The organism is Comamonas sp. 26 (assembly GCF_002754475.1).
GTDB lineage: Bacteria > Pseudomonadota > Gammaproteobacteria > Burkholderiales > Burkholderiaceae_C > Comamonas.
In genome coordinates this window covers 2,539,469-2,562,055 of record NZ_PEFL01000001.1, presented here as the reverse complement: position 1 = coordinate 2,562,055, position 22,587 = coordinate 2,539,469, and the positions used below count along the sequence as shown (strand labels likewise).

Annotated in this window: 18 protein-coding genes, 1 tRNA gene and 1 riboswitch; of the genes, 6 read left to right on the top strand and 13 right to left on the bottom strand. The window is 60.3% G+C overall.

Annotation, left to right across the window (positions count from 1 at the left end):
• Positions 1–649: 649 nt before the first annotated feature.
• From CLU84_RS11700 to CLU84_RS11690, 3 genes are all read left to right on the top strand, one after another.
• Positions 650–1,966, top strand: coding sequence for an integrase family protein (locus tag CLU84_RS11700; RefSeq protein ID WP_099737319.1), 1,317 nt, complete (start codon positions 650–652; stop codon positions 1,964–1,966).
• Between the two features lie 570 nt (positions 1,967–2,536).
• Positions 2,537–3,013, top strand: a complete 477-nt coding sequence (locus tag CLU84_RS21885; protein WP_158235190.1) for a hypothetical protein — start codon at positions 2,537–2,539, stop codon at positions 3,011–3,013.
• Positions 3,006–3,581, top strand: coding sequence for a plasmid recombination protein (locus CLU84_RS11690; RefSeq protein WP_158235188.1), 576 nt, complete (start codon positions 3,006–3,008; stop codon positions 3,579–3,581). Before CLU84_RS21885 ends, CLU84_RS11690 begins: the two co-directional genes overlap by 8 nt.
• A gap of 698 nt (positions 3,582–4,279) precedes the next feature.
• Here the strand turns inward: CLU84_RS11690 and CLU84_RS11680 are convergent.
• The 4 genes from CLU84_RS11680 to prfB form a co-directional block, all read right to left on the bottom strand.
• Positions 4,280–4,355, bottom strand: a tRNA-Thr gene (locus CLU84_RS11680).
• 12 nt (positions 4,356–4,367) lie between these two features.
• Complete coding sequence (locus CLU84_RS11675; protein WP_099737315.1) at positions 4,368–5,390, bottom strand: class 1 fructose-bisphosphatase; 1,023 nt, start codon at positions 5,388–5,390, stop codon at positions 4,368–4,370.
• A gap of 102 nt (positions 5,391–5,492) precedes the next feature.
• On the bottom strand, positions 5,493–8,213 hold the full coding sequence (pepN, locus tag CLU84_RS11670) for an aminopeptidase N (RefSeq protein ID WP_099737314.1): 2,721 nt from the start codon (positions 8,211–8,213) through the stop codon (positions 5,493–5,495).
• A gap of 18 nt (positions 8,214–8,231) precedes the next feature.
• A protein-coding gene (gene prfB, locus CLU84_RS11665; protein ID WP_099737313.1) for a peptide chain release factor 2 occupies positions 8,232–9,336 on the bottom strand; the annotation gives its coding sequence in 2 pieces (ribosomal slippage) (positions 8,232–9,254 and positions 9,256–9,336; 1,104 coding nt in all).
• Positions 9,337–9,634: 298 nt separating this feature from the next.
• Here prfB and CLU84_RS11660 point away from each other — a divergent pair.
• Positions 9,635–11,383: a methyl-accepting chemotaxis protein gene (locus CLU84_RS11660; protein WP_099737312.1), complete on the top strand. Its 1,749-nt coding sequence runs from the start codon at positions 9,635–9,637 to the stop codon at positions 11,381–11,383.
• Between the two features lie 23 nt (positions 11,384–11,406).
• Here the strand turns inward: CLU84_RS11660 and CLU84_RS11655 are convergent, their stop codons facing one another.
• The 8 genes from CLU84_RS11655 to CLU84_RS11620 all read right to left on the bottom strand — a co-directional run bounded on the left by CLU84_RS11655 (position 11,407) and on the right by CLU84_RS11620 (position 19,999).
• The gene (locus CLU84_RS11655; protein WP_099737311.1) at positions 11,407–12,945 is read right to left on the bottom strand and encodes a glycine betaine ABC transporter substrate-binding protein; all 1,539 of its coding nucleotides are present in this window, start codon (positions 12,943–12,945) and stop codon (positions 11,407–11,409) included.
• A 215-nt stretch (positions 12,946–13,160) separates the two neighbouring features.
• Positions 13,161–14,435 (bottom strand): acyl-CoA dehydrogenase family protein, encoded by a 1,275-nt coding sequence (locus CLU84_RS11650; protein WP_099737310.1) that lies wholly within the window; start codon positions 14,433–14,435, stop codon positions 13,161–13,163.
• 44 nt (positions 14,436–14,479) lie between these two features.
• Entirely contained in the window at positions 14,480–15,565 is a 1,086-nt protein-coding gene (locus CLU84_RS11645; RefSeq protein WP_099737309.1) for a phosphotransferase, read from the bottom strand.
• A gap of 256 nt (positions 15,566–15,821) precedes the next feature.
• Entirely contained in the window at positions 15,822–16,541 is a 720-nt protein-coding gene (locus tag CLU84_RS11640; protein ID WP_099737308.1) for a Crp/Fnr family transcriptional regulator, read from the bottom strand.
• A gap of 273 nt (positions 16,542–16,814) precedes the next feature.
• Complete coding sequence (locus CLU84_RS11635; RefSeq protein WP_099737307.1) at positions 16,815–17,756, bottom strand: thiamine phosphate synthase; 942 nt, start codon at positions 17,754–17,756, stop codon at positions 16,815–16,817.
• Positions 17,757–17,767: 11 nt separating this feature from the next.
• A complete protein-coding gene (locus CLU84_RS11630) occupies positions 17,768–18,580 on the bottom strand; it encodes a thiazole synthase (protein ID WP_099737306.1) in 813 nt (270 codons plus the stop codon).
• An 18-nt stretch (positions 18,581–18,598) separates the two neighbouring features.
• The gene (gene thiS / locus CLU84_RS11625) at positions 18,599–18,796 is read right to left on the bottom strand and encodes a sulfur carrier protein ThiS (RefSeq protein ID WP_099737305.1); all 198 of its coding nucleotides are present in this window, start codon (positions 18,794–18,796) and stop codon (positions 18,599–18,601) included.
• A 108-nt stretch (positions 18,797–18,904) separates the two neighbouring features.
• Complete coding sequence (locus CLU84_RS11620) at positions 18,905–19,999, bottom strand: FAD-dependent oxidoreductase (protein WP_099737304.1); 1,095 nt, start codon at positions 19,997–19,999, stop codon at positions 18,905–18,907.
• A gap of 64 nt (positions 20,000–20,063) precedes the next feature.
• Positions 20,064–20,185: riboswitch (TPP riboswitch) on the bottom strand.
• A 66-nt stretch (positions 20,186–20,251) separates the two neighbouring features.
• On the opposite strand from CLU84_RS11620, the gene thiD reads away from it, so the two are divergent.
• Positions 20,252–21,124 carry a bifunctional hydroxymethylpyrimidine kinase/phosphomethylpyrimidine kinase gene (gene thiD / locus CLU84_RS11615; protein WP_099737303.1) on the top strand — a complete coding sequence of 291 codons (873 nt, stop codon included), beginning with the start codon at positions 20,252–20,254 and terminating at the stop codon, positions 21,122–21,124.
• Between the two features lie 67 nt (positions 21,125–21,191).
• Here thiD and CLU84_RS11610 read toward each other — a convergent pair whose 3' ends face one another.
• Positions 21,192–21,692, bottom strand: coding sequence for an SH3 domain-containing protein (locus CLU84_RS11610; protein WP_369826839.1), 501 nt, complete (start codon positions 21,690–21,692; stop codon positions 21,192–21,194).
• A gap of 116 nt (positions 21,693–21,808) precedes the next feature.
• Here CLU84_RS11610 and CLU84_RS11605 point away from each other — a divergent pair, with 116 nt between their 5' ends.
• A complete protein-coding gene (locus CLU84_RS11605; RefSeq protein ID WP_099737301.1) occupies positions 21,809–22,534 on the top strand; it encodes an ankyrin repeat domain-containing protein in 726 nt (241 codons plus the stop codon).
• The last annotated feature ends 53 nt before the right edge of the window (positions 22,535–22,587 follow it).

The window sequence follows — 22,587 nt, the reverse complement described above, 5'->3', positions numbered from 1 at the left end:
CTCATGAGTGAGGTTCAACTAAGCACTCGTGCATTTCGCAAGCTAAGGCATTTAGCTGGTTGAGTGACTTCTTCTGTCTTTGTTCAATGGCAGCTTGTGGCCGATCGCAGTCTGTCGATGCTTTCGGACTGGCCAGTCATAACAGGCAAGGTGGGCGGCTCAACCGGAGTGCATGGTCTCATGCCTTTCTATGCAGCCGCGCCCACAATCCACCTGCGCCAGCGCTCAGGCATGGATTGGCTTTCTTGCCAAGTGGGCTCCCCGTGCACCAAGCACATGATTGATGGTGTCAAAGCCGGGCCGCCTGCGCCGCGTGCCTGCAGGTGCAAAACTATGTACCAGTGGCTACACAGTGGCTACACGTAACAGAAAAAGAAAAAGCGCGCTATCTTTTAAATAGCGGGCTTTCCTTTATTTACTTGGTGCCGGAGAGACGAATCGAACGCCCGACCTTCTCATTACGAATGATGGGATAGGCCTGTTTTGAAGTGTTCGGTTCTGTTGATAATTCTCTTTATAATCAATAAAAAACAATAGCTTAGAATGAATTCATGCGAAATCATCATTCGGCTGTGTTGATTGATTTTTAGAAAATTGTCTTACATCCGCCCTTACATCCTGGCCGATGTAAGACCGCAAGGGGCACTGCATGGCAAAGATTGCATTCACCGCTGGCCGGGTATCGGGGTTCAAGTGCCCGCTCGACAAGAAACAGGCGTTTTTGTGGGACAGCACAGTCCCTGGCCTTGGCTTACGTATGACGCCTGCCGGGAAACCCGCCTACGTGTTCCAAGGCGTGTATCAAGGCAAAGACCTGCGCATAACCATTGGCAGCCCTGATGCCTGGGGCATTCCCCAAGCGCAAGCCAAAGCCCGAGAACTGCAACGGCTGATTGATGAAGGCACCGACCCGCGCACACCTAAGCGTGAGGCATTGGCCTCCGCCCTCGCTGAAGAGCAGGCCCAGGCCGCCGCCGTCGCCCAGGCCGTGACCGTGGGGGAAATCTGGCCGCTGTACTTGGAGAACGGCAAACCCAAGCGCAAAGAGGCATGGAAGCCGCGCTACCGTGCTGACCTTGAAGCGATGGCCGCCCCTGGCGGTGAACAAAAAAAGCGAGGACAGGGCGTGACAAGGCCGGGGCCGCTGTATCCGCTGCTGGCGCTGCCGCTGGCCGGGGTGAATGAGGACACGTTGAAAAGCTGGTTTGACAGCGAAGCCCTGACCGGCAAGCACCAAGCCGCCCGCGCTTTGATGATGTTCCGGGGCTTCATGCGCTGGTGCGCTGCCCGCCCGGAGTATCGGAACCTGACAGACCGCGATGCTGGCAAGGCCGCCGCCATCGTGGAAGCCCTGCCAAGCAACACACGTCGCACCGACGCCCTGGAAGCCGCTCAGGTACCCGGCTGGTGGGCTGGCGTGGAGCAACTGAACAACCGCACCGCAAGCGTCTATCTCCGTGCCTTGCTGCTGACGGGTGCCCGCCGTGAGGAAATGGCCGCCTTGAAATGGGCCGATGTGGATTTTCAGTGGCGCAAGCTGACCATTGCCGACAAGGTGGACGCCACCCGAACCATTCCCCTGAGTGCATACCTGGCGCACATGCTGGCAACGTTGCCGAGGGTGGGGCAGTATGTGTTTGCCAGCACGGGGAAGGCTGGACGCATTACCGACACTCGTGCCAGCCATGCCAAAGCTCTGCAAAGCGCTGCAATCGAGGGCCTGACTATCCATGGTCTACGCCGTTCCTTTTCGCTGCTGGGTGAGGCTGCCGGGGCGCCTGCTGGGGCTATCGCGCAAGTGATGGGTCACAAGCCAAGCGCAACCGCTGAGGGCTACAGACCGCGCAGCATTGATGCCCTGCGCCCGTTTTTGGAATGTATTGAAGCGCACATACTTGAACAAGCCGAGGTGAAATTTGACAGTACCCAAGAGCCGGGCAAGCTGCGCGTAGTGGCTGGTAATTGAAGCAAGATGAGTGCTGATGTATGATTCAGAACATCTGAGTAACTCGCTTGCAATGAGTGATGACATTGTGGAAAGCCACAACCCCTTGAACTAGGGTGCCTCGCCAGATGGGCATTAGGAAGCGTGAGTTCATACGTCATTGACGTTATGCGCCAGCCGTCTGCGATATGACGACACCGCGATAACCTGCGGTCGCTACCACGCTGCGGAAATTGGAAAAGTTAGCCACTTGTGGCTTGCCTATTCGATTTTCTGGAGCAATCATGCCCAAACTTCTTACGCCTGCTAGGCAAGAAAATTTCATCCCGCTTGACTGCGAAACCCGCCACGCCGTTGAAACAGCCTGCGCCGCTCATCACCTGAACCGAGCGCAGCAAACGCTAAGGGCTTGGGCATGCATGGAAAACGGCCCTATCCGCCCAATTCGCATCAATGGCCGTCTAGCCTGGCCGGTTAGCGAATTGAAGCGCGTGCTGGGGGCAGCGGAATGAAGACCGCCATCAATCATCTATTGCTGCGCGCGTGGTGCGCCGCCCCGTCCCGATGGTTTCAATGGGGGAGGGCTGGCAAATGAAAACGCCCGAGCATTCCAAAGAAAACCCGAGCGCCCCGAACAAGCGCAGTTTCTCATATCCGCAGCGCTTGAATAGTGCCTGTGCTGAAGTCCTGGCCCGTATGTTGGCAGGCGAAGTCCTGACCGCAGGCGACACCATGACCGAGTTGGGCACAATGCGCGCCGCTGCGCATGTGCACTACCTAACCGACCGTTACGGCTGGCCTATAAATAGCGACGAGCGCGCCACGGGTTGCAGCGATGGCCGGACCGTGATTGTTGCCGCGTACAAGTTGCCGCAAAGCATCATCGCGCAGGCCCGAGATGCTGGTGCTGATGCGTGGTGTATCCAGGTTCGCAAGGCCCGCGCAGCCCTGCGTGCAAAGGCTGCTCACGCCTACCGCCGCGCCAATGCAATCAACAAAGCACGAGCACGCAAGCTACATCCCACTCAACGTGAGATGTTCGAGAACGGGGAGGCTTTGCATGGCTGAAAGCATCGCTCACTTTGCCGTTAAGAGTATCGGCCTGTCCCGCGTGAACGGCCGCAAGCCCTGCACTCTGCTGGAGGCCGCCCGCCACAACCTGCGCGAGATTCAGGCAGAGCAAGGTGCTACTGGTCGCATAGACCCGACACGTACCCACGGCAACATCGTTTTGCACGGGCCTGAGTCCGCTACTGAAGTGCAAGCCTTAGCGGATGACCTTCTGACTGCCGTGGGTGTAAACATGGACAAACTGCGCTGCGACCACTGTCAAGCCATCGAGGCAGTTTTCAGTCTGCCGCAGATGACTGAAATTGCCGACCCTGACGCCTACTTTGTGCAGTGCTTAGCGTGGCTGAGGGGTGCCTTGTCCCTGCCTGTGCTGAGTGCCGTTATTCACTGTGACGAATCTGCAAAGCATCTGCATGCGCTGCTATTGCCTGTGAAAGATGGCGCACACGTTGGCAGTACACCTATCGACCGCGTAGCGCTCAAGCGTTTGCGAGAACAGTTCTTTTCTACGGTGGCTGGGCCTGCTGGCTTGAAACATGCTGGGGCGAAGATGCGGGGGTGGTGAAGCAATGGGCCATTGCCGCAGTTTTGCAGCGATGCGAGGCGTTGGGCCTGCCTGTGGCGAATGGGCCGCTATGGCCCGTTCTGGTGGCTGCTATCGAACGCGACCCGACGGCAGCCATGCAAGGGTTGGGCATTGATGTAAACACCATCAGGCCATCGAAAAAAACTCCCCAGGACAAGCCTGCGCCAAACTCCATAGGGATTGAACAGAACCCAATAGGGATTGAAAAAGAGGGGGGGAAACATCGAACCCTATCCTGTGTAGGGATTGAACATTCCACGCCTTCAAAAAAGCACCCGAACACCATCAATTCACTGACAGAGCTATGGACTGTAGTGGGCCACCGCACCCAACGGACAGCACCGCGCCACGACCGATTGCACACAGCCCGCGCAGCACAGCAAAGAGCCAGCGCGCGCCACTCTTGGAAGTCTCCCAAGGCTGCGCCAGTCCAGACCCTGCGCACAGATGACGATGGTTGGATTCGAGAGCGCGATGAATACGCTCACGACCTGAGCACTTGGGACTGATCCCCGCACTGAGTGCCTGATTTGACGCATGCATCGCCCGCGCGCGCGAGAGTTTTTTGTTGCTGGCGCTGGGCGGCATTGCCGAAATCGTCTTACATCCGCCCTTACATACCCCGGAAAAAGCAAAACCCCGCTACCGTTTAGATAGCGGGGTTTTCTTTGTCTACTTGGTGCCGGAGAGATGAATCGAACACCCGACCTTCTCATTACGAATGAGCTGCTCTACCGACTGAGCTACACCGGCGTTAGTCTAAAATTATAGCGCTTTTTCGTCCGCTTCTAGGTGATAGCGGGTTACGCGTTCCACTTCGTTCTTGGAGCCGAGGACGACGCTGACGCGTTCGTGGAGCTGGGTGGGCTGGATGTCCAGAATGCGCTCGCGGCCGTTGGTGGCCATGCCGCCGGCTTGTTCGATCAGCCAGCTCATGGGGTTGGCTTCGTACATCAGGCGCAGCTTTCCGGGCTTCAGTGGTTCGCGCTTGTCCCAGGGGTACATGAAGACGCCGCCGCGGCACAAGATGCGGTGCACGTCGGCGACCATGGCTGCTACCCAGCGCATGTTGAAATCCTTCTGGCGCGGGCCTTCCTTGCCGGCCAGCACTTCGTCCACATAGCGCTTCACAGGCTCGTCCCAGTGGCGCATGTTCGACATATTGATGGCGAATTCCTTGGTGTCTTCCGGGATCTTGACGTTCTCTTCGACCAGCAGGAAGGAGCCTTGCTCGCGATCCAGGGTAAACATGGCAACGCCGTCACCCACGGTCAGCACCAGAGTGGTCTGTGGGCCGTAGATGCAGTAACCGGCGGCGACTTGCTGAGTGCCGGGCTGGAAGAAGTCGCTTTCATGAACGCCGGGGTGGCCTTCGGGCTTCTTGAGTACGCTGAAGATGGTGCCAATCGACATGTTGATGTCGATGTTGGACGAGCCGTCCAGTGGGTCAAACATCAGCAGGTATTCGCCTTGAGGATAACGGTTGGGCACCACGTAGATGCCTTCCATTTCTTCCGAGGCCATGGCTGCCAGGTGGCCGCCCCATTCGTTAGCTTCGATCAGTGTTTCGTTGGCGATGATGTCCAGCTTTTTTTGCACTTCGCCTTGCACGTTTTCGCTGCCGGCAGTGCCCATCACGTCACCGAGTTCGCCCTTGTTTACGGCAAAGCTGATGCGTTTGCAGGCGCGGGCCACCACTTCCAGCAGCAGGCGCAGTTGGCCGGGGATGAGACCGTCCACGCGTTGCTGCTCGACCAGGTAGCGGGTCAGGCTAATGTTCTTCTTCATGGTTCAACTCCTAAAAATACGAGCAGATGCTTTGATGGGGTGTGCATCTGCTAATGATCTGCATTTCAGTGCCCCTGGCGCGACGCGGCTCAGGGGTACTTGTTAGTCCGCCAGAGCGCGGGTAATCACCTCGCGCACATCGTTGGACAGGTCGGTCTTGGCGGCTACACGCTCAAGGGCTGTGCGGGCTGCGGCGCGGTAGGGCTCGGGCAGCTTTTTCCAGCGGTCCATCACGCGGGTGAGGCGGGCGGCAACCTGGGGGTTGAAACCGTCAATCTCAATCACGCGATCGGCCCAGAAGGCATAACCGGCGGCGTCAGCTCGGTGGAAGGCGCCAGCGTTGTTGCAGTAGCTGAAGATCAGGCTGCGTGCGCGGTTGGGGTTCTTGATCTGGAAGTCAGGGTGCTTCATCAGTGCCTGGACAGCGGGCAGCACATTGCCGCCGCGGTCGCTGGCAGCGCCTTGAAGGGCAAACCATTTGTCCAGCACCAGCGCATCGTTCTTGAACAGCGCATGGAAGCGTTGCAGTGCCTGCTCTGCCAAGGGGCTTGCGCTGTAGACCAGAGCAGCCAGAGCTGCCATGCGGTCGGTCATGTTGCCTGCATCCTTGCAGCGCTGGTAGGCCTTGCCGGGCCAGATGGTATCGCCTGTCTGGGCGGCGTTCAGGCACAGCATGGAGAGAGAGCGACCGGCGAGGGCGCGGCGGCCTGCGCTGATATGGTCAGGCGTGTAGGCACCGGTGTCGCGGTTGGCTTCCCATGTGGCTTCCCATTCGGGCTGCAGCGTGGTGGCCAGTTGCAAGATCATGGCTTCGCGCACGGCGTGCACGCGTTGCGGGTCGACCTCGGCCAGCTGTTCGGCGATGTAGCTCTCGGACGGGAGCGTGAGCACCAAGTCCTTGAAAGCGGCGTCCAGCTTGTCATCTTGCAGCACGCGGCGCATGGCTTGCACAAAATCTGCAGGCAGAATTTCAGTGCCAGATTGGCCGCTAGCGCTTGCTGTATCAGCCGGAGTAGCTATGGACTTGAGAGCGTAGCGCAGGCCCAGACGCTGGCTGGCTTCCCATTGGTTGAATGGGTCGCTGTCGTGTGCCAGCAGGGTCAGCAGATCGGCATCGTTGAATTCGCAGTCCAGCACCACGGGGGCGCTGAAGCTGCGCAGCAGTGATGGCACAGGCTCTTCTGGCACGTTGGTGAAGACAAAGCTTTGTTCGGCTTCGGTCAGAACCAGCATGCGGCTGGTGCCTTGAGCGGCTTCCTCACCTTGTAGTTGCAGCGCAATGGCTTGACCGGCGGCCGTGAGCAGACCCATTTGCACGGGAATGACAAAAGGCAGCTTCTCGCTCTGGTCCACGGTGGGGGCGCAGCTTTGCGATAGCGTCAGCGTGTAGGTCTGAGCGGCAGCGTCGTACTGGCCCACGGCCTTGAGCACGGGCGTTCCGGCCTGGCTATACCAGCGGCGGAACTGCTGCAGGTTCTGGGCCAGCGCCGATTCGGGGTTGGCATCGGCAATGGCTTGCGAGAAATCGTCGCAAGTTACCGCGTGGCCGTCATGGCGCTCGAAGTACAGCTTCATGCCCTTGGCAAAGCCTTCGCGGCCCACCAGGTTGTGCTGCATGCGCACGACTTCCGCGCCCTTTTCGTAGATCGTGACCGTGTAGAAGTTGTTGATCTCGATATAGCTGTCGGGGCGCACGGGGTGAGCCATGGGGCCAGCATCTTCGGGGAACTGCACGGTGCGCAGCACGCGCACATCGTCGATACGCTTGACGGCCCGGGCCGATGCGGCACCTGCCATGTCCATGCTGAATTCCTGGTCGCGGAAGACCGTCAGGCCTTCCTTGAGCGAGAGCTGGAACCAGTCGCGGCAGGTGACGCGGTTACCCGTCCAGTTATGGAAGTATTCGTGGCCGACGACGGACTCGATATTGGCGTAGTCGGTATCGGTGGCAGTAGCCTGGCTGGCCAGAACGTACTTCGTGTTGAAGATGTTCAGGCCTTTGTTTTCCATGGCACCCATGTTGAAGTCGCTGGTGGCGACGATCATGAAGCGATCCAGGTCAAGGCTCAGGCCAAAGCGCGCCTCATCCCATGCCACAGAGTGCATGAGGGAGTTCATGGCGTGCTCGGTCTTTTCCAGATCGCCGGGGCGCACAAAGACCTGCAGCAGGTGCTCGTTGCCAGCGCGGCTCTTGATCTTTTGTTCGCGTGCGACGAGGTTGCCAGCGACCAGTGCAAACAAGTAGCTGGGCTTTTTGTGCGGATCGACCCACTTGGCAAAGTGGCGGCCATCTTCCAGCTCACCGGAATCCACCAGATTGCCGTTGGATAGGAGCACCGGGTACTGGGCCTTGCTGGCGCGCAGTGTGACGGTGTACATGGCCATCACATCAGGGCGGTCCAGGAAGTAGGTGATGCGGCGGAAACCCTCTGCTTCGCACTGCGTGAAGAAAGTGTCCTCGCTCACATACAAGCCCATGAGCTTGGTGTTCTTGGCGGGGCAGCAGGTGGTGAAGATCTCCAGCTCCACAGGCTCATTGCCTTCGGGCAGGTTCTCCAGTACCAGCTGGTCGCCGTCCATCTTGAACGAGGTCCCACCGCCGTTGACCATGACACGGGCCAGATTCAGCTCGTCACCATCAAGGCGCAGAGCCTGAGCTGGCACATCGGGGTTGCGGCGCACGCGCATCTTGCTCAGCACGCGCGTCTTTGCCGGGTCCAGGTCAAAAGTCAGATCCACCGTGTCGATCCACCAGGCCGGAGCCTCGTAGTCGGCGCGGTAAATGGCGGTGGCCGGGGCTTGCCCGTCACGCAGTTGCAGCATATCGATTCCTTTCGAGGATCAGAGGCCTTGCTTGAGCGAGGCTTCGATAAACACATCCAGGTCGCCGTCCAGCACCTTCTGGGTGGCCGAGACTTCGACGTTGGTGCGCAAGTCCTTGATGCGGCTGTTGTCCAGCACATAGGAGCGGATTTGATGACCCCAGCCCACATCGGTCTTGGTGTCTTCGAGCTTTTGCTGCTCTTCCTGGCGCTTGCGCATCTCGTAGTCATACAGACGCGAGCGCAGGCGTTGCCATGCCACATCGCGGTTGCTGTGCTGCGAGCGGCCATCCTGGCACTGCACCACGATGCCTGTGGGCATGTGGGTCAGGCGCACGGCAGAGTCGGTCTTGTTGATGTGCTGACCACCGGCGCCAGAGGCACGGTAGGTGTCGGTACGCACGTCAGACGGATTGATGTTGATCTCGATAGAGTCATCAATCTCGGGGTAGACAAACAGCGACGAGAAGCTGGTGTGGCGGCCGCCGGACGAGTCGAACGGGCTCTTGCGCACCAGGCGGTGCACGCCGGTTTCAGTGCGCAGCAGGCCATAGGCGTACTCGCCTTCAACCTTGATGGTCGCGCTCTTGATGCCGGCCACATCGCCTGGAGTCTCTTCTTCGACCGTGGCTTTGAAGCCCTTGCGTTCGGCGTACTTCAGGTACTGGCGCAGCAGCATGCTGGCCCAGTCACAGGCTTCGGTACCACCGGCACCGGCTTGAATGTCGATGAAACAGTTCAGCGGATCGGCCTCGCCACCGAACATGCGGCGGAATTCGAGTTCTTCGATCAGCGGCTTGAGCTTGGCGGTTTCGGCTTCGATGGTTTCAAGGCCGGCGTCATCGCCTTCTTCCTTGCTCATCTCGAACAACTCGGCGTTGTCAGCCAGCTCGGCGGTGAGCTTTTCCAGTGTCAACACGACGTTGTCGAGCGACTTCTTTTCCTTGCCCAGCTCCTGTGCCTTTTTTGGGTCGTTCCAGACGGCAGGATCTTCCAGCGAGGCGTTTACTGTGCGCAGGCGTTCGTATTTAGCATCGTAGTCAAAGATACCTCCGGAGATCTGCCGTGCGCTCGGACAGATCTTGGAGGGTGTTGCCGATAGAGTTGACGCGTTCTGCTTCCATGGTGAATCCGTAGTGTTCTTGTTGATAAATAACTGTTGATTTTCTCATGCCGGGCGGCTTTGGGGATGCAATGGCCTTTGACAAGGTTTTCGAGCGCTTTATCGGAGCTTCTTTTTAGCCCAGCTATGTCCCTGATACCTCCATCATTTTTATTCATGGGTGTAGTTACTGGCAGTAACAGATTCTGAATAGAATTCGCTGGCGCGCGCAGTGTGCACGTGCTTTCTTGGACCGCTTTCCCACTTTCCCTCTCTCGCAGGTGCCAGACCTTGCAGGTCGCCCGGGCCCCCAATCTCCCATGAACTTCTTTCGCAATCTCAAGCTGGCCAACAAGCTGCTGGTGTCTTTTGTGCTGATCCTGCTGATCAGTGCGGTATCGGGTCTGTATGGCCTGGTCCAGATGGAGCGTGTCAATGCCACGGCTACCGATTTGGCACGTCAGTGGCTGCCGGCAGCCAAGAACCTGCAGGACATGCGTTATCAGCTGCAGCGCTATCGTTCGCAGACCATGCAGCATGTGATCGCGCAGTCGACCGAGGAGATGGCGGTCTATGACAAGAGCATGCCCAAACTCTGGGATGAACTGCTCCAGAACCAGCAGTCTTACTCGAAATATGTGAAAACCGACAAGGAAAGGACGCTGCTGGCGGAAATTGGTGAGGATCTCAAAGCCTATGCGGTGCAGACGGCCAAAGTGGTGGATCTATCGCACCAGTTGCTCAACGATGATGCCAGCGAAATCTTGCGGGGCGATTCGCTCAAGATCAGTCGCGGAATCAATACGCGTCTGGATGCGCTGACCGATATCAACGCCCAGGCGACCGAGGAAACCAATCAGGCGGGTGACGACCTTTATGCAGCGGCCCGCTGGTGGGTGATGGCTTTGCTGCTCGGTTCTTTCGTCATCGGCGTGACGCTGGCGGTAGTGGTTGCACGCTCTATCTCGCGTCCGCTGGAATCGGCCGTGAAACTAGCACAGTCCGTGGCGGCAGGCGATCTCAGCGCAAGCATCACAGTGCAAAGCAAGGACGAAGTGGGCCAGCTGCTGCAGGCGCTCAAGGATATGAACACCAGCTTGCAGCGTATTGTGGGTCAGGTGCGTCAGGGCACAGACTCCATCGCCTCGGCCAGCAGTCAGATTGCCAGCGGTAATCAAGACTTGTCCTCGCGTACCGAAGAGCAGGCCAGCTCGCTGGAGCAGACTGCGGCTTCCATGGAAGAGCTGACCTCTACCGTGCAGCAAAACGCGGGCAATGCCCAGCAGGCCAATCAGCTGGCTGCCGCTGCATCGCAGGTTGCCGTGCGCGGCGGTGCCACGGTTGCTCAGGTAGTGCAGACCATGTCGGCTATCAATGATTCGTCGCGCAAGATTGTGGACATCATTGGCGTGATTGACTCCATCGCCTTTCAGACCAATATTCTGGCGCTCAATGCGGCGGTGGAGGCTGCACGTGCAGGCGATCAAGGTCGCGGCTTTGCCGTGGTGGCGTCTGAAGTGCGTACGCTGGCTCAGCGCTCGGCTGAGGCCGCCAAGCAGATCAAACAGCTGATTGATGACTCTGTTGCCAAGGTGCAAGAGGGCGGCAATCAGGTCGATGAGGCGGGCAGAACCATGGATGAAATCGTGATGAGCGTGCGCCGCGTCACCGACATCATGGGTGAGATCTCGGTGGCCAGCCACCAGCAAACCTCGGGCATTGAGCAAGTGACGCAAGCCGTCACGCAAATGGACCAGATGACCCAGCAGAATGCCGCGCTGGTGGAAGAAGCGGCTGCAGCGACGGACGCCTTGCGCGGACAGGCGGCAGCGCTGGCTGAGACCGTGAGCTTCTTCAAGCTCGACGCTCAGGCCATGCCAGCTCTGGCACCGGCCGCCCATTTTCGCAAAGCACCCGTGCGAATGACGGCACCTGCTCAGGCCCGGCCTTCTATCAAGCCTGCTGGTAAAGCAGCAGCCAGCCCGGCGGCTTTGTCTGCCAGCAAGCCGGTTGCAAAGCCTAAACCCGCCAGCACTACGGCAGGTGATGACGAATGGGAGACTTTTTAAGGTTGGTGCCGGGGCTTGCGAGCCTAGCGCTGCCGCCGCTTGCGGCGCAGCGAGCGCTCCCATAGCTCAAACCCCAGTTCGCTGATGAGCGCCAGCCCGGCGGCGGGCAGGGCTCCTGCCAGCATCAGTGCGCTATCGTTCAGGGCCAGGCCGGTAACGATGCGCTCTCCCAGTCCGCCAGCGCCAATAAAGGCGGCAATGGTGGCCGTGCCAATCGCAATGGCGCAGGCGGTGCGTATGCCTGCAGTGATCGTGGGCATGGCAATGGGCAGTTCAATCCAGCGCATCAGCGTAGGGCGGGACATGCCCAGCGCCAGCCCGGCGTTGCGCAGTCCGGGTGAGACTTCAGCCAGACCCGCGCAGGTATTGCTCAAAATGGGCAGTATGGAATAGGCCGTCAATGCCACCAGTGCGGGTGCGCGTCCAATAGCGCCCATTGCGGCAATCAGTACGGCCAGCAGGGCCAGCGAGGGAATGGTCTGCATGACCCCCGCAGCACCCAGCGCCAGCGCCCGCAGCCGGGTATGCGGAAACAGCGCAATGCCTGCGGGCACGGCAATCAGCACCGCAATGCCTACGGAAACCAGCACCAGCAGCAGGTGCTGGCCGGTCAGCCGCCACAGGTCGTCGGCCACCAGCCGCTGCCAAAGCTGGCTTGCAAAGCTGCGGGTCTGAGACTGGATCGACGAGGGCTGCGCTGCACCGCTGAGGAACTGGCGGGCAATGCTGGCAAAGCTCTGGCCCTGCAGCTCAGCCTGTGCGTTCATCTGAATCATCTGCGCTTCGTTGATGCGGCCTTGCAATGACTGCAGCGCGGCCCATGCGGTGGGCTGGCGCTGTGGCAGGTCGGTGCGGTACAGCAGCACGGCGTCGTAATGCGGAAAGTAGGCCTTGTCGTCTTGCAGCACCTGCAGCTTCAGAGCATCAATCTTGGCATCTGTGGTGTAGATGTCCATCAAATCGATGTGCCGCTGGGAAATTGCTTCATAGGCAATGCCGTGGTCCAGCCCCTTGGGCGTGGCGCTGAGCTGGTAGCGCTGGGCCAGCCCTTTCCAGCCATCGGCGCGGCCCATGAATTCGTTGGACAGGCCGTAGCGCAGCTCGGGGTGGCGGGCCAGATCGCTGAGCTGGCTAAAGCCAAGCTTGCGTGCTGTGTCTCGGTGCATGGCTAGCGCATAGCCGTTGTTAAAGCCCAGCGGCACGCTCGCCGCAAGGCCCATGGGCGCGAGGGCGCGGTTCAATTCGACCAGATTTCTGTGCGCTGGGTCTTTGATGATTTCCTGCGCAATCGTGCCGGTGTACTCGGCGTAGACATCAATCTGGCCCGAGCGCAGAGCCTCATAAACGATGGCGGTATTGCCCAGCCCCTGGCGCAGCTGCGTTTTGACGCCTGCGTTCTGCGCGGTCTGGGCCAGTATTTCGGCCAGGATGTAGGACTCGGTAAAGCGTTTGGAGCCCACGCGCAGCGGCTCTGTGGATGGCGTCTGTGCAGCGACTAGCGAGGAGATCAGCAGACACCATGCGGCCAGAGCGATGGTCAGCAGTCGGTGGGCAAGCTTCATCGGGCCACTATAGCAAGCCGGTCTGGCAGGCTTGATGCTATTAATAGAGAAGCTGCTTGCGCTTTATTTATATTGATATTGAATGGTTTTATGAGTGAATTCAATTCAGATCAAGCGCAAGCAGCTTCCTGATTGATAGCGGCAGGGCCATCCAGGAAAAAAGAAAACCCCGCTGCCATGGGCATGTGGGGTCGTTTTCAAGCGCGGGCTGAAACTTAGCCGCCGCGTGTCACCGGCACTTCGGCGTTCTTGCCATAGCTGCCGTACTTGCCCAGTTCCCACTTGGCAATGGCGTTGCGGTGCACTTCATCCGGGCCGTCGGCAAAGCGCAGTGTGCGCGCCGCCGCGTAGGCGTAGGCCAGAGGGAAGTCATCACACATGCCGCCGCCGCCGTGCACTTGCATGGCCCAGTCGATGACCTCGCAGGCCATGCTGGGTGCGACCACCTTGATCATGGCGATCTCGGTGCGGGCTACCTTGTTGCCGGCCACGTCCATCAGCCAGGCGGCTTTGAGCGTCAGCAGGCGGGCCATGTCGATCTTGCAGCGCGCCTCGGCAATGCGTTCTTGCGTTACGGTCTGCTGGGCCACGGTCTTGCCAAAAGCGGTGCGGCTGCTGGCGCGCTTGCACATCAGCTGCAGCGCACGCTCGGCCAGACCGATGAGGCGCATGCAGTGGTGAATGCGGCCTGGGCCAAGGCGACCCTGAGCGATCTCGAAGCCACGGCCCTCGCCCAGCAGGATATTGCCGACGGGCACGCGCACGTTTTCAAAATACATCTCCATGTGGCCGTGGGGCGCATCGTCATAGCCCATCACGTTCAGCGGGCGAACGATGCGAATGCCCTTGGCATTGGCCGGGATGATGATCATGCTCTGCTGAGAGTGCCTGGCGGCCTCGGGATCGGTCTTGCCCATGGTGATGTAGACCGCGCAGCGTGGGTCGCCTGCGCCGGAGATCCACCACTTGTGGCCGTTGATGACGTATTCGTCGCCCTGGCGTTCAATGCGGGTGCAGATATTGGTGGCGTCTGACGAGGCGACTTCAGGCTCCGTCATGGCAAAGGCGGAGCGAATCTTGCCTTCCAGCAGAGGCTTGAGCCAGCGGTCTTTCAGCTCGGCACTGCCGTAGCGGGCAATGGTTTCCATATTGCCGGTGTCGGGCGCCGAGCAGTTGAAGACTTCAGAGGCCCAAGGCACGGCACCCATGATTTCGGCCAGCGGTGCGTATTCCTGATTCGTCAGGCCTGCTCCGTGGTAGCCCGAGGCTTCGGCGCTGTCTACGGGCAAAAACAGGTTCCACAGACCGGCGGCCTGGGCCTTGGGCTTGAGTTTTTCAATGGTCTCAAGCGGCGTCCAGCGCTTGCCGGCGGCGGTGTTGGCCAGCAGTTCGGCGGCATAGTCTTTCTCTGCCGGGTAAATGTATTCATCCATGAACTTGAGCAGGCGTTGCTGCAGGTCCTTGGTCTTGGGCGCGTAGTCGAAGTCCATGAGTGCTCCTTGTTGTCAGACGAAAAAATGTCGTGGTTAAAAACTTAGCTGCGCTGGGCGAAGGACCAGGCCAGCTCAGCCATGGGGCGGGCGGTGTCGCCAGAGGCCTTGGCCTGTGCGCTGGAGGCCGTTCCGGCTTCCACGCGCTTGGCAATGCCTTGCAAAATGGCCGCAATGCGGAACATGTTGTAGGCCAGGTAAAAGTTCCAGTCGCGGTGCAGCGTGGCGATGTCTTGCAGGCCCGTGCGTTCGCAGTAGCGGCGGATGTAATCGGCCTCGGCAGGAATGCCTAAAGCGGCAATATCCAGCCCCGCAATGCCACGGCCCAGCTCGGCCGGGATATGCCAGCTCATGCAGTGGTAGCTGAAGTCGGCCAGCGGGTGGCCCAGCGTGGACAGCTCCCAGTCCAGCACGGCGATCACGCGTGGCTCGGTGGGGTGGAACATCAGGTTGTCCAGCCGGTAGTCGCCATGCACGATGGAGACGCGGCTCTCATCCCTAGCGCTGGCGGGCATGTTGGCGGGCAGCCATGCCATCAGCTGGTCCATTTCGGGAATGGGCTGGGTGACGGAGGCGACGTATTGCTTGCTCCAGCGGCCAATCTGGCGCTCGAAATAGTTGCCGCTCTTGCCATAGTCGGCCAGACCCTGATCGGCAAACTTCACGCTGTGCAGGGCCGCAATCACGCGGTTCATCTCGTCATAAATCTCGGCGCGCTGCTCGGGCGTCATGCCGGGCAGGGACTGGTCCCAGAGCACGCGGCCTTCCATAAACTCCATGATGTAGAAGGCGCGGCCCATGATGGACTCGTCCTCGCACAGCGCATACATGTGCGGCACGGGCACATCGGTACCGGCCAGGCCTTTCATCACGCGGTATTCGCGCTCAATCGCATGGGCTGAGGGCAGCAGCTTGGCCACCGGGCCGGGCTTGGCGCGCATCACATAGCTTTTGCCGGGAGTGACCAGCTTGTAGGTGGGGTTGGACTGGCCGCCCTTGAACATCTCGACCTGCAGTGGCCCCTCAAAGCCCTGGACATGCTGACTTAGCCAGGCGGTCATCACCTCGATATCAAAAGCATGCTGATCGGACACCGCACGGGTGCCGACAAAATGGTCAAAAGTGCTCATGCAGGTTCAATCCTTTGTTCGATTTGTGATGGCCGCACGCAAGCCGCCGAGCTGTGCCAGAGCGCAGCGAGCGAATGCGTGAAAGGGGAGGGAGTTGCCGCAGAACGCGGCAAAGAAGCGAGAAAGACGCGGGCCGTGAAAACTGTCACGACCGAGGTGAGGGATGCCGAGCAAGAGCCGCCTCGCGGCGATGGCATCGTCCCCCTCCCGAAGAGAGAGGGGGAAGCGGCAAAGCCGCTCAGGGGGTGATTTCTATCTAATGATCCGTATCGGCAATCCGCAGCAGCGTGGCCCGGTCGCGCACGATGAGGCCGCCCGGTTCGATGCGAATCACATCCTCGCGCTCCATGGACTTGAGTTCCTGATTCACACGCTGGCGCGATGCGCCAAGCAACTGTGCCAGCTCTTCCTGCGCCAGATGCAGACCGATGCGAATCTCGCTGCTGTCCGACAGGCTCATCACGCCATAGCTGCGTGTGAGGTGCAGCAACTGTTTGGCCAGACGCGCACGCAGCGGCAAGGTGTTGAGATCTTCCACCAGACCGTAGAGCTGGCGAACCCGGCGCGCGTTCAGGCGCAGCATGGCTTCGGAGAACTCCACATGCTGGGAAAGAATGCGCTTGAAGTCCGCCTTGGAGACGCACATCAGCGTGGTCTCGCCATGGGCATAGGCATCGTGCGTGCGTTTGTCGCCGTCCAGAATCGCCACATCGCCGAACCAGATTCCCGGCTCCACATAGGTCAGCGTGATCTGCTTGCCCGTGATGGAGGTGGAGCTGACTCGCACCGCACCACGTGCGCAGGCAATCCACTCCTCGGGCGGTTCGCCGCGAGCGCAGATGAGCATTCCATCTTTGTATCGTTTGACGTAAGCGCATCGAAGAATGTCGTGCCGCAAAGAGGGCGAAAGGGATGAAAACCAGCGACCAGAGTTGATCGCCTCACGTTCTTCAATACTAAGAATTGGTTCGTCCATGTTCTGTCTTATGCGTGACTGGTAACCGGCCCATTGTCGCGTGTGGGACCGGCGCTGCAGGGGTTGTAAGGCTCAGGGTTGTCACCTGTGCGTCCACTTGTACTGCGTAGTGGGCTTGCGCCCATGTAGAAAACCCAGATGACGAGGGGCTTCTCGGCATGTCTGAAACAGAAATGCCCGCAGGCAGCGGGCATTCGGAGTTTTAAATGGAAATAGCTGTCAGCGCTTATATATCAAGCGCTGACAGCTATTGTTTTGGGAGTAATTGCGTTTTTAAGCGGCGGCCTGCATGCGTTCCAGCAAGTGCTTGGCAGCAGCTTCCGGGTCTGGCGCATTGACCAGCGCACGTACCACGGCGACTGAGCCCACGCCTGTGGCGCGCACGGCGAGGAACATGTCTTCAGAGATGCCGCCAATCGCAACCAGCGGGTACTGCTTCATCAAACGCACATAAGCGGCCAGACGAGCCAGGCCTTGGGGCGCAGTGGCCATCTTTTTGAGCGTGGTGGGGAAGACCGCGCCCAGCGCAATATAGCTGGGCTGCACGGCATGGGCACGCACCATTTCGGCGTAACCGTGGGTAGAGACGCCAAAGCGCGTGCCCGAGGTACGAATGGTCTCCAGATCACGATGACCGATGACATCCAGATCTTCCTGGCCGACGTGGATGCCGTAGGCACCCGCATCCAGCGCGGCCTGCCAATGGTCGTTGATGAACAGGTGTGCGCCGGTGTCCTTGACTGCATCGACAGCGGCCTTGATCTCGCGGGCCACAGCGGCTTTGTCATCAGACTTGAAGCGCAGCTGTACCGTGGGCACGCCAGCGCGGGCCATGCGGCCCACCCATTCGGCAGTGGGAAGTACGCCGTACAGGCCCAGATTGCGTGGGCAGTGGGCAAAGGCCAGCGCGGGGTCAGCGCCACTCAGGCCAAAGTCACGCGGCTCATCGGGCCAGTGCGTGACGTCGAACTGGTTGGTGCGCTCGCTCTGGCGCTGCCAGGCTTGAGCCAGAGTCTCCGCATCCACGGCAATAAAGCCCAGCGCACTGCAGGCCTCAAGCGCGGCCAGATAGGCGGGCTCTCCACGCAGCGCAGGCGGCACGGGCTGAGGTGTCAGCTCGACCGAGTTGGCATCGTTGTGCCGCTGTGCGCCAAAGGCCGCGCCATGCTGGTGAATGAGGGCTTGCACTAGTGCCTGAATTTCTGCGGAGTCCATGACGGTAGCCTTTATTCCTGATGCCAGAAAGGGGTGCCGAGCACGGGCGTGCTTGGCTGGGCGGAGTTCTGCTCGGCCATGGCACCTGCGCGGTGTGCAGCGTGACCGGCGTTGACGGCATCCGAGAAGGCTCCGGCCATGGCCACGGGGTGTTCAGACAGAGCGACGGCGGTGTTCAGCAAAACGGCGTCATAACCCCACTCCATCACCGTGCAGGCATGCGATGGGCGGCCCAGACCGGCATCCACAATCAGCGGCACCTTCAGGCGCTCGCGCAGCATCTGCATGGCGTAGGGGTTGACGGGACCACGGCCCGTGCCAATGGGCGCGGCCCAGGGCATGACGGCCTGGCAGCCCACGTCCACCAGCTTCTGGCACAGCACCAGGTCGTAGGTGGTGTAGGGCAGCACCTGAAAGCCGTCCTTGATGAGGATGGAGGCGGCTTCGACCAGGTTCAGCGTATCGGGCTGCAGCGTGTAGTCGTCGCCGATCAGCTCCAGCTTGATCCACGGGGTGTCAAACACTTCACGGGCCATCTGGGCCGTGGTGATGGCTTCCTGAATCGTCATGCAGCCAGCGGTATTGGGCAGCACGGGCACGTTCAGCTTGCGCAGCAGCTCCCAGAAACTGGCACCGTTTTCGGCGGCATCGGCCGTATTGCTGCCCTGGCGGCGCAGCGAAGCGGTGACCATGGCGGGCTTGGAGCGCTCAACAGCCGCTTCCAGAATCGCTGGCGATGGATAGCGCGAAGTGCCCAGCAGCAGGCGGCTTTCAAAGCGCTGGCCGTAGAGAACCAGTGCGTCGTCGGTAGTCTTGGTGTTCATGATTTGTTCTTGTCGGTTTTAGCCGCCGGTGACGGGGGAGATGACTTCCATCTTGTCGCCCTCGTTGAGCCTGTGAGCCGCGTACTGTGTCCTGGGCACAAAAATCGTATTGACCGCCACGGCAAATGGGGGCTTGGCCTGCATTTGCGCCAGCGCATCGGCCACGGTGGCGTTGGCTTGCAGGTCGGTGGCTTGCTGGTTGAGGGTGATCTTCATGGCTTTACAACGAAAAAATAGGCTGGCGCTAACTTAAACCCATGCGCCGCATTGCTTGTGCGCGCTGCGGGTGCAAGTGCTGTGCGCCAAAGTTCAGGCTCAGGTGCTCTAGGCGCGGTGGATTGCGACATCAAATTCGCGGGCCAGTGGCGAGTCATTGTGGTCCACCAGCTCCAGCACCACGTCCAGCATGGCGGGCGAGATCATGAAGCCGTGGCGGTACAGACCGTTGACTTCCATGGTGCGCGGGGCCATCAGGCGTACGGCGGGCAGATTATCGGGCAGGGTGGGGCGGCACTGGGTGGCGATCTCCACAATCCGGCCTTCGGCAAAGCCGGGGTGTACGGTGTAGGCTGCGGAGAGTAGCTCCAGCGTCGAGCGCACGCTGGCGGGCGACATATCGTCGGACTCGATCTCGGTGGCGCCAATGACGAACAGGTGATCTTCCTTGGGCGCGATATAGATGGGGTAGCGCGGATGAATCAAGCGCGTGGGGCGGGCTAGCGTGACTTCAGGCGCATGAATGCGCACCACCTCGCCGCGAATGCCGCGCAAATCCTTCCACTGCGTGCGGGCGCCCAGACCCCGGCAATCAAACACAAAGTCGGGCTGACCTGCTTCGCCGGGGCGGAAGTCGCTCAGCTCGCGCGGGCTGTCCCAGTGCAGGTTGACGCCCAGAGCGCTGAGTTTTTCCACCAGCGCAGCCAGCAGCTGGCGGTTGTCCAACTGGCCTTCACCGGGCAGATAGACGGCCTGATTGAAGCGGCCTTGCAGCGCGGGCTCGCATTCCTGCAGCGCAGCGCCCGTTTTTTCTTCCATGGCCGGCAGGCTGGGGTTGATGCGGCGGTTTTTCTCCAGCAGGCCAAAAAAGCGTGCGGCGTCGCTCTGATCCTGGCGGTGCCAGAGAATCAGCGTGCCGTTTTGCTGCAGAAACACCGGCTGGTTCAGCTGACCGATCAGCTCGGGCCAGCGGTTCAACGCGTGCTGACCCATGCGCACCACGCCGGGCTCGGTAATGGCCGACTCGGCCAGCGGCGCGAGCATGGCAGCGGCCACGCGTGCGGCAGCGCCATCGCCTTGCGGGCCATGAGCGTCATAGAGATCAATGGAGTGACCGCGCTGGGCCAGCGCCAAGGACAGGAGGCGACCCATGAGGCCGCCGCCCAGAATGGCGATCTTTGAAGAAGCTTGTAGCAATGACATGTGCAATTCGTTTTTCAGCCTTGCACATGAACCCCAGCCATGTGCAGGACAAAACGCGGCATGCTTTGCAGCTTGTGAAACTCCCCACGCCAGCATGATCTGGATCGGGTGCAGAGGGCATGGCCCTCAGGGTGTTTCTCAGTCCGCGCAGGCTGTTTTGCCTGAAGGACACCCCTGTTTCGTCCGTCGGGCATTACAGCACAACCGTAAACACCGCGCATTGATCATGCGCATGGGCGATAATTTTTCTCCATGACAGTGACTGCTTCTTCCCCCATCTCCGGCTCCTCCCAAAAGCGCTATGCGCGCGTGCTCTCCATTGCTGGCTCGGACAGCGGCGGCGGTGCCGGTATTCAGGCCGACCTCAAGACCTGCGCGGCTCTGGGCTGCTATGGCATGACGGCCATTACCGCCATCACCGTGCAGAACACTCTGGGCGTGACTGGGATTCACGGCATTCCGCTCAACACCGTGCGTGACCAGATTGATGCCGTGGTGAGCGACATTGGCGTGGATGCGGTCAAGATCGGCATGCTGGCAACGCCTGAGGTGGTGAGTGTGGTGGCCGACGCCATTCGCCGTCACCAGCTCACCAATGTGGTGCTGGACCCGGTGATGGTTGCCACCAGCGGCGACCGCCTGATTGTTCCGGAGACAGCGCAGGCGCTGGTCAAGGAGTTGTTTCCGCTGGCTACGGTCATCACCCCCAATCTGGACGAAGCCGCATTGCTGCTGGGCCGCAGCATTGACGGAATTCCGGCGCTGGATGCCGCGGTGGCAGATTTGCTCGCCTTGGGCGCGCCGTCAGTGCTGCTCAAGGGCGGGCACCTGAATGGCGATGTGGTCATGGATGTACTGGGCCTGCAGGGTCAGTCTGCCAGCGACTATCTGCGTCTGCAGTCGCAGCGCATCGTGACCCACAACGGCCACGGCACGGGCTGCACGCTGTCGTCGGCCATTGCATCATTTCTGGCTCAGGGCCTGCCGCTGGCGCAGGCGGTGACCGAGGCGCGCCGCTATATTCTGGGCGCGATTGAAGCGGGTGCTGATGTCTATACCGGCCACGGCCACGGCCCGTTGAACCACGGCTACGCACCGCGTGCGCAGCGGATTGTGCAAGGCTGATTTCTCTCCAATGCGAAAAGGCCTGCATTGCAGGCCTTTTGTCTTTTTTGTCCGGGTGGGCGCTGGCTTACCAGCCCCAGACCAGGCTCTTGGCGACCCAGCCGCTCTGGCCGTTGCTGCGCTGCACCTGGGCCCAGCCGCCTTGCTTTTTCAGCGTCTGCAGCACCTCGTACTGCTTGAGTTGGCCCACGCGGCCGTGCTTTTGGCCGGGGCCTGAACGCAGATTGGCCGTGCGCGCCGTCACCACCATATGCGGGCTCTTGCTGGTCAGCGGGGCGTGGACCCAGCCCAGCGTGGCTTCATAGTCTTTGACGCGCAGCCACTGGCCTTTGCGCTGGGTGACTTGCAGCGGGTAGCCCTTGCTCAGCTCCCACTGGGTGGAGGAGCGGGTGCTGGGCTTTTCGCGCACGTTCACGCTATTGCCCTTGATGCTGACGAACTCCTGCGCCTGGGCGGCGGCGGGCATCAGGCTGGTGCTGAGGCCGGTCAGCGCAATCAAGGCTGAACTGGCTGCGGAGGTTACAGCCTTACGGATCCAGGTCGTTGTGCGGCTTGGGTTACAGAGCACGGGGCAGATTCTCCTTTTCTTGCTGAAAGTGGTTCTAACCCGCATCAGACTTGCGTAGGTAGCTATAGTTCCTGTAGAAAGCTGACAGGGGCTGAACAGGGTGAAACCCGGAAAGGATGCTCATGATCAAGTTGTGGAGCCTGCTGGCAGTGGCGGCCTCTTTGTCCACGCCGCTTGAGGCGACAGCGGCCCAGACGGCTGTGCCGGACGCTCAGCCGGGTTCGGGTGCGTTAAGTGCTGATGTGAAGTCGCTCGGCCCCTTGCTGCTGCAGGCCGCCCGCGACGGCGATGCCGTCAAGGTGCGCCAGTTGCTGAGCCAGGGCGCTGAGGTGGATGTGCAAGATGGGCGGGGCAATACGCCGCTGCTGCTGGCTACGGCGGCTAACCATATCGAAGTGGCGCGCTCATTGCTGCTGCATGGTGCCAGTCCCAATCTGAAGAACCAGATGCAGGACAGCGCCTATCTGCTGGCCGGCGCGCAGGGGCGGCTGGAGATTGTGCGCATGACGCTCTTATACGGCGCGGACCTTAAAAGTACCAACCGCTATGGCGGCACAGCCCTGATTCCGGCCTGCGAGCGCGGCCATGTGGAGACGGCGCTAGCGCTGATCAAGGCCGGTGTGGATGTGGACCATGTCAACCGGCTGGGCTGGACTTGTCTGGTGGAGGCTGTGGTGCTGAGTGACGGTGGCCCGCGCCATCAGGCCATTATCAAAGCGGTGATTGAGGCCGGGGCTGACCTGAACCTGCCTGATAAGGATGGAGTGACGGCACTGGCCCATGCCCGCCAGCGCGGCCAGAAGGCCGTGGCGCAGTTGCTTCAGGCGGCTGGCGCCAAGTAATCAAGCTAAAACTGCTGCAAGCGCTTGATGTGTATGCGCTTGCAGCTATGTTT

Excerpts from the sequence above, each read along its gene's own strand:
- CLU84_RS11660 (WP_099737312.1), top strand. The coding sequence starts at position 9,635 with ATGAACTTCTTTCGCAATCTCAAGCTGGCCAACAAGCTGCTGGTGTCT.
- CLU84_RS11645 (WP_099737309.1), bottom strand. The coding sequence starts at position 15,565 with ATGAGCACTTTTGACCATTTTGTCGGCACCCGTGCGGTGTCCGATCAG.
- CLU84_RS11655 (WP_099737311.1), bottom strand. The coding sequence starts at position 12,945 with ATGAAGCTTGCCCACCGACTGCTGACCATCGCTCTGGCCGCATGGTGT.
- pepN (WP_099737314.1), bottom strand. The coding sequence starts at position 8,213 with ATGCTGCAACTGCGTGACGGGCAAGCCCCGGCCACCGCCATTTACCGC.
- thiD (WP_099737303.1), top strand. The coding sequence starts at position 20,252 with ATGACAGTGACTGCTTCTTCCCCCATCTCCGGCTCCTCCCAAAAGCGC.
- CLU84_RS11620 (WP_099737304.1), bottom strand. The coding sequence starts at position 19,999 with ATGTCATTGCTACAAGCTTCTTCAAAGATCGCCATTCTGGGCGGCGGC.
- CLU84_RS11690 (WP_158235188.1), top strand. The coding sequence starts at position 3,006 with ATGGCTGAAAGCATCGCTCACTTTGCCGTTAAGAGTATCGGCCTGTCC.
- thiS (WP_099737305.1), bottom strand. The coding sequence starts at position 18,796 with ATGAAGATCACCCTCAACCAGCAAGCCACCGACCTGCAAGCCAACGCC.
- CLU84_RS11650 (WP_099737310.1), bottom strand. The coding sequence starts at position 14,435 with ATGGACTTCGACTACGCGCCCAAGACCAAGGACCTGCAGCAACGCCTG.
- CLU84_RS11635 (WP_099737307.1), bottom strand. The coding sequence starts at position 17,756 with ATGGACTCCGCAGAAATTCAGGCACTAGTGCAAGCCCTCATTCACCAG.
- CLU84_RS11630 (WP_099737306.1), bottom strand. The coding sequence starts at position 18,580 with ATGAACACCAAGACTACCGACGACGCACTGGTTCTCTACGGCCAGCGC.
- CLU84_RS11700 (WP_099737319.1), top strand. The coding sequence starts at position 650 with ATGGCAAAGATTGCATTCACCGCTGGCCGGGTATCGGGGTTCAAGTGC.
- CLU84_RS11640 (WP_099737308.1), bottom strand. The coding sequence starts at position 16,541 with ATGGACGAACCAATTCTTAGTATTGAAGAACGTGAGGCGATCAACTCT.
- CLU84_RS11675 (WP_099737315.1), bottom strand. The coding sequence starts at position 5,390 with ATGAAGAAGAACATTAGCCTGACCCGCTACCTGGTCGAGCAGCAACGC.
- CLU84_RS21885 (WP_158235190.1), top strand. The coding sequence starts at position 2,537 with ATGAAAACGCCCGAGCATTCCAAAGAAAACCCGAGCGCCCCGAACAAG.
- CLU84_RS11605 (WP_099737301.1), top strand. The coding sequence starts at position 21,809 with ATGCTCATGATCAAGTTGTGGAGCCTGCTGGCAGTGGCGGCCTCTTTG.